Source organism: Bacillus sp. 05T31, assembly GCF_056396725.1.
Genome location: NZ_JBFTMA010000466.1, coordinates 1 through 4929, shown reverse-complemented (window position 1 = coordinate 4929; position 4929 = coordinate 1). Strand labels below are relative to the sequence as shown.

At 36.6% G+C, this 4929-nt stretch carries 6 protein-coding genes; 3 read left to right on the top strand and 3 right to left on the bottom strand.

The features are described from left to right. Positions 1 to 305 precede the first annotated feature (305 nt). Positions 306 to 569 carry a DUF3949 domain-containing protein gene (locus AC1DJR_RS22010; protein ID WP_002034294.1) on the top strand — a complete coding sequence of 88 codons (264 nt, stop codon included), beginning with the start codon at positions 306 to 308 and terminating at the stop codon, positions 567 to 569. A 7-nt stretch (positions 570 to 576) separates the two neighbouring features. On the opposite strand, the gene AC1DJR_RS22005 is transcribed toward AC1DJR_RS22010, so the two are convergent. Then, on the bottom strand, positions 577 to 882 hold the full coding sequence (locus tag AC1DJR_RS22005) for a YtpI family protein (protein ID WP_477003494.1): 306 nt from the start codon (positions 880 to 882) through the stop codon (positions 577 to 579). A 315-nt stretch (positions 883 to 1197) separates the two neighbouring features. Between AC1DJR_RS22005 and AC1DJR_RS22000 the strand changes: the two genes are divergently transcribed. After that, a complete protein-coding gene (locus tag AC1DJR_RS22000) occupies positions 1198 to 2130 on the top strand; it encodes a DHH family phosphoesterase (RefSeq protein ID WP_429688047.1) in 933 nt (310 codons plus the stop codon). Positions 2131 to 2181: 51 nt separating this feature from the next. On the opposite strand, the gene ytrI is transcribed toward AC1DJR_RS22000, so the two are convergent. Together ytrI and AC1DJR_RS21990 are read right to left on the bottom strand one after the other, a co-directional pair. Then, positions 2182 to 2685 (bottom strand): sporulation membrane protein YtrI, encoded by a 504-nt coding sequence (gene ytrI, locus AC1DJR_RS21995; protein ID WP_002088948.1) that lies wholly within the window; start codon positions 2683 to 2685, stop codon positions 2182 to 2184. After that, a complete protein-coding gene (locus AC1DJR_RS21990) occupies positions 2682 to 3095 on the bottom strand; it encodes a YtrH family sporulation protein (protein ID WP_002015507.1) in 414 nt (137 codons plus the stop codon). The genes ytrI and AC1DJR_RS21990 overlap by 4 nt, the downstream gene beginning before the upstream one ends. 42 nt (positions 3096 to 3137) lie before the next feature. On the opposite strand from AC1DJR_RS21990, the gene dnaE reads away from it, so the two are divergent. Then, on the top strand, positions 3138 to 4929 hold a 1792-nt coding region (gene dnaE, locus AC1DJR_RS21985), incomplete at its 3' end, for a DNA polymerase III subunit alpha (protein WP_477003493.1).

Here is a 4929-nt window from a genome sequence, read left to right as displayed (position 1 = left end):
GGGCAGTAAGACTCCCACCTCAAAATTCGGCGAATGCGAGGAAGTTAGGTGGGAGATAACTGCCCGTAAAAGCCCGATTGGTGAAGGCTAATAATCAGTGGGGGATGGACAAAACCCCCACTGATTAAAGTTTCACTTTATTGGGTTTTGAAGCTGTTGCTAAAGATGTGGAAGAGTTTTAGCGGGAAATATATATAAGGAGAGATGATTGTATAATTAGAAAAAACAGAATATTGATTTGTTTAGAGTGTATACTATGATATAATTAGATTGTAAGATAATGGATGTCGGAAGGGGGATGCAATATGTCATCAGAATTACTCTTTTTTGGTGGTATCGCACTCTTTTATTTCCTTGTGATGATACCAATTCAATACTTATATTTACAAGGATTAAATGAAAAAAAGAAACGAACAGGATTATCTCAGCAAGAACTATACAAACAGATGTCTTTTGGAGAAGAACAATTACATTTTCACGTGCAAGGTAATCCCTTTAATATACCATCTGCGTTTGTTGCATATATGATTTTGAAAGTGAAGGGACGTAAAAAAGCATCACAGTGTTGATGCTTTTTTACGTTGTTTTATAAGATTCGGCTTCTTTGACTGCTAATGGTAGAAAATGTTTATATTGGCGGAATCCATTAAATGTACTCGCGCTGCCAAGTAAAATAAACAAAACACCAACGATAATGCGTGCAGTTGAAAGTTCTAAAAAGAATTGGTTTATCCCAAAGAATAGGACGAATAAGCCGAGTGCCATTGCGGATTTTCCTGAGAGCCAACCTTTCTCCATTGGACGGTTTGTACGAAWGAACTTTGTTTTGTAGAAGAGGTACAACACAAATGAGATGATAATACAAAAGACGAATATTGGCATAATACACGCTCCCATCGATTGGTATAAAAATAACAATTTAGAAAAAAGAAAAATCTAAACTTTCTAACTTTTATTATAAAGCAATTGTTCGCATGTATGAAATGTTTTCCGTTATAATGAGGGATAAAGTGAAACTTTAATTAGCGTGGGGAGATCCCACGTACTAATTATTAGCCCTCACCAATCGGGCTTTTACGTGCATCCAGGCTCCAAATTAATTTTGCTCCATTGTTTTTAATACTTTTGAGGTAGGAGTCTTACTACACGTTAATGCGGGATAAAATGAAGAAGTTGAATAAAAAGGAGATTATACATATGCATGAGCAAATTTTAGGAGCAATTAAAGAGTTTGATACAATTATTATTCATCGTCATGTACGTCCGGATCCAGATGCGTTAGGTTCACAGTGCGGACTTGGTACAATTCTGCAAGAATCGTTTCCAGAGAAAAATATTTATATGGTTGGGTACAACGAGCCTTCTTTATCGTTTTTACGAGTAATGGATGATATTGAAGATAGTGTATATGAAGATGCACTTGTTATCGTTTGTGATACAGCGAACCAAGAGCGTGTTTGTGATCAGCGTTATGCAAAAGGAAAGATGTTAATTAAAATTGATCATCATCCGAATGAAGACCCGTACGGAGATATTACATGGGTGGATACGACAGCAAGTTCTACAAGTGAAATGATTTATGAATTTTACAGTTATGGAAAAGATAAAGGATTAACGATTTCAAAGGAAGCAGCTCGCCTTATTTTAGCGGGTATTGTTGGAGATACAGGTCGTTTCTTATTCCCGAATACAACAGCGAAAACACTTCGTTACGTAAGTGAGCTTGTTGAAATGGATGTTAAATTTACGGATTTATACAATGAAATGTATAAGACAAAAGAAAAAATCGCTCGTTTAAACGGTTATATTTTACAAAACTTCACGATGGTAGAAGAAGGCGCAGCGTACATTAAATTAACGAAAGAGGTACTAGAAGAGTTTGATGTACTTTCTACTGAAGCATCTGGTGTTGTCGGAGCACTTGGTAATATTGATGGATTAAAGGCATGGGTTCTATTTTTAGAGGAAGAGGATGTTATTCGTGTTCGTCTTCGTTCAAAAGGACCAGTTATTAATAAGTTAGCAATGCAATATAATGGCGGAGGACATCCGATGGCTTCTGGTGCAAAAGCATCTTCTTGGGAAGAAGCAGATCGCCTGTTTGCTGATTTACGTGAGCTGTGTAAATAAGAAGTTGTATGTTGAATGAAAGAGAAGGAGAGGCGCTGAAGCCCTCCTTTTTTATTTTTCTTTCTCTATATCAATACTAATTTCAAGTACGGTATCAAAAGAGACTGTGTCTACTTTAAAGCGGTATATACGATCGTAATGTTTGTACGTTTTATTTTCGATGACTTTTTTGAGCAGGTCTTTATTTTTTGCGATGCTTTGAATGTTTTTCGTTAAAAGATGCTGGAGATCATTATGGATAGAAGTGGTCATGTTTTCAAGTGTAAGATTGTCTAAATCATATTTTTTTCGATTTATAATTTTTATTTTGATTTCTTGAATTGTTAAGAGCCGTTTATTTTCTGTGTTCAATTTCTCTTGGTCTTCGAGAAGGACGTGGAGTTTTGCTTCTTGTTTTTCGATAATTTCTTTTTGTTCTGCTATTTTACTAGTTTGTTCTTCTTGAAAAACACCGTATATGTACAAAAAAACAAACCAGCTCAACACTCCTCCAACAGCAGCACCAGCTAAAACTAAATACCACCTTTTGGCTGTATTGGCGCTGGGTACTCTCATACATGTTCCTGTGTAAGCCATTTAATAATAATAAGACCAGTTTGCATACCGCCAGTTGCAAAAAAAATAAGGAGAATTTGTTTTACGATATCTTTCATATCTCCGCCAAAGAAGCTTCTTTCAAAGCTATAAAAGGTATCGAACGTTCCGCCAATTGCTGCAACGAGTGCCCAAATTCTTAAATTTTGGGCGAATTGATTAATATAAGTTAGAGTTGGTTTTCCGATGAGAAATGCACCAAATCCGCCAATTAATGAACCGCCAAGTATAACTCCAAAGGCAATAAAATAACTAATAATAAGCAGAGAGAAAAAAGTATGTTCTCTTACATCCATCGTCATTCCCCTTTCTTCTTCATATATATGGACAAAGTATGAGAAGTATGTTTTGATTTCCGCTTTCCTCATCACCTATAATAAAAGTAGTCACATAGGTAAAGAGAGGGTACAACAGTGAAGTTTGTGCATTTACAATGTCAAACCGTTTTTAGTTTATTAAAAAGCGCTTGTAAAATTGATGAGCTTGTCATTCGGGCGAAAGAGCTTGGATTTTCATCGCTGGCCATTACAGATGAAAATGTTATGTATGGAGTTATTCCGTTTTATAAAGCAGACAAAGAGAGTCAGGCTGAAGAAGTAGCTCATACGTATCAAAATATGTTCAGCAATTTTTATATAAGTTTGCAGCATCATGCAATTCAAGATGAACTGCTTTTACAAGAAAAACTGCCTGAATTTATTAATAAGGTAAACGTTCCAGTCGTTGCAACAAATGATGTTCGCTATATTAATCAAAGTGACGCACTTGTTCATGAATGTTTATTATCTGTTGAAGGCGGAACGAAAATGACTGATCCAGATAGACCGAGAATGAAAACGGATCAGTATTATTTAAAGTCATCGGATGAAATGGGAGCACTATTTTCTCATGCTGAGGAAGCGGTTCAAAATACAATAACAATCGCGGAACGTTGCCAAGTAGAAATTCCTTTCCATGTAAATCAATTACCGAAATTTCCTGTTCCATCTAACGAGACGAATGATACGTATTTGCGCCGTGTTTGTGAAGAAGGCTTGCAGAAACGTTATGGTACGCCGAAAGAAGCGCATATAAGACGTTTGGATCATGAATTAAATGTTATTTCTCGTATGGGATTTAGCGATTATTTCCTCATCGTATGGGACTTTATGAAATATGCACATGAAAATCATATTTTAACTGGGCCAGGCCGTGGATCGGCAGCTGGTTCACTCGTTTCTTACGTATTGGAAATTACAGATATTGATCCGATTGAATATGAATTATTATTTGAAAGGTTTTTAAACCCTGAACGTGTGACACTTCCAGATATTGATATTGATTTTCCAGATATAAGACGTGATGAGATGATTCGATATGTGAAAGATAAATATGGTCAGCTTCGTGTTGCTCAAATTGTAACGTTCGGAACTCTTGCAGCGAAAGCCGCAATTAGAGACATTGCTCGTGTAATGGGACTCCTGCCAAGAGATATTGACATATTTTCAAAACTTATCCCATCAAAGCTTGGTATAACGTTAAGAGATGCATATGAGGAATCGCAATCGCTCCGTGAGTTTATACAAGGGAATCTTTTGCATGAGCGTGTGTTTGAAATTGCAAAACGTGTAGAGGGATTACCGCGTCATACGTCTATTCATGCAGCTGGCGTTATTATGAGCCAAGAACCGTTAACGGGAAGTGTAGCGATTCAAGAAGGGCATAACGATGTCTATGTTACGCAATATCCAGCTGATGCATTGGAAGAACTTGGATTGCTCAAAATGGACTTTTTAGGCTTACGTAATTTAACGTTACTTGAAAATATTATAAAGTTTATTGTTGAAAAAACTGGGAAACAAATTGATATAAGAAATTTACCTCTGCAAGATGAAAAGACGTTTCAATTGTTAGGAAGAGGGGATACAACAGGTGTATTCCAGCTTGAATCAGGTGGTATGCGAAATGTACTTCGTGGGTTAAAACCGAATGAATTTGAAGACATAGTCGCTGTTAACTCGTTATACAGACCAGGACCGATGGAACAAATTCCAACCTTTATTGAATCGAAGCATGGGAAAAGACGAATTGAATATTTACATCCGGATTTAAAGCCGATTTTAGAAAGAACATACGGCGTAATTGTATACCAAGAACAAATTATGCAAATCGCATCGAAGTTAGCTGGATTTTCGCTTGGAGAAGCGGATTTGCTGCGCCGTGCAG